1 protein-coding gene is annotated in these 716 nt (G+C 48.5%); it reads right to left on the reverse strand.

What is annotated here, in order from left to right:
* Positions 1-617, reverse strand: a 617-nt coding sequence (locus KP705_RS15725; protein WP_215764869.1) for a hypothetical protein, incomplete at its 3' end; no start/stop codon positions are given.
* Positions 618-716: the final 99 nt, after the last annotated feature.

Here is a 716-nt window from a genome sequence, read left to right on the forward strand (position 1 = left end):
ACAGCAACAGCAGGAATGAACATGATATGCCTAAACTGTTCATCCATCTGCTTAGCTAATCCAGACAGCAAACCCACCTTGAAAAAGGTGCCATCCTGCTTCTTACGCCTAGACGGAATCCCCAGACCTTCAAGCCTGTCAGCAATGCGATCAGATTGAAGCCTTATGGCCTCATCCCTGCCAATGCGTTCAAGATGTTTAAACACATCAACCTTGTTCCCACTGTTGCGACGAAGAAGCTCATAAAAACCTATCCGAGAAGATGACTCACACCCATTCTCAGACGGTCCTGCATCAAAAATCTCTCCGCGTGATTCCTTCGCTTCCTTAACCTCTGGAACGTATTCTAAACMACCAGCAGGAAGCCTGAAGCGTCGCCTGTCTTCCTGTTCCGAACGACACGCAAAACGCAGATTCTCATCAGCAGAATAATCCCGAGCTATAAGCCCAAGGTGCTTGCAGTCAGCAGATATCAGCCAGCAGATATCATCAACAGACCACCCCAGATGGAACACATGCCCAAGCCATGAACGAGGATAATACCCCCCATCATATGACTGAGCTTTGATGACCCTTTGGGCCTCTAATTTCGTATATGAACGACCTACGGATTCCATCCGAGACCACCAGTCTTGGCGGTCTTGTGTTGAACCATCGCCATCAGTTGTGTTATAATACTGATGTGGGTCGGGTTGTGACGTTCCTGCGTCATGAGC

Origin of the sequence: Gluconobacter sp. P1D12_c (genome assembly GCF_018812105.1) — a bacterium.
Taxonomy (GTDB): Bacteria; Pseudomonadota; Alphaproteobacteria; order Acetobacterales; family Acetobacteraceae; genus Gluconobacter; species Gluconobacter oxydans_A.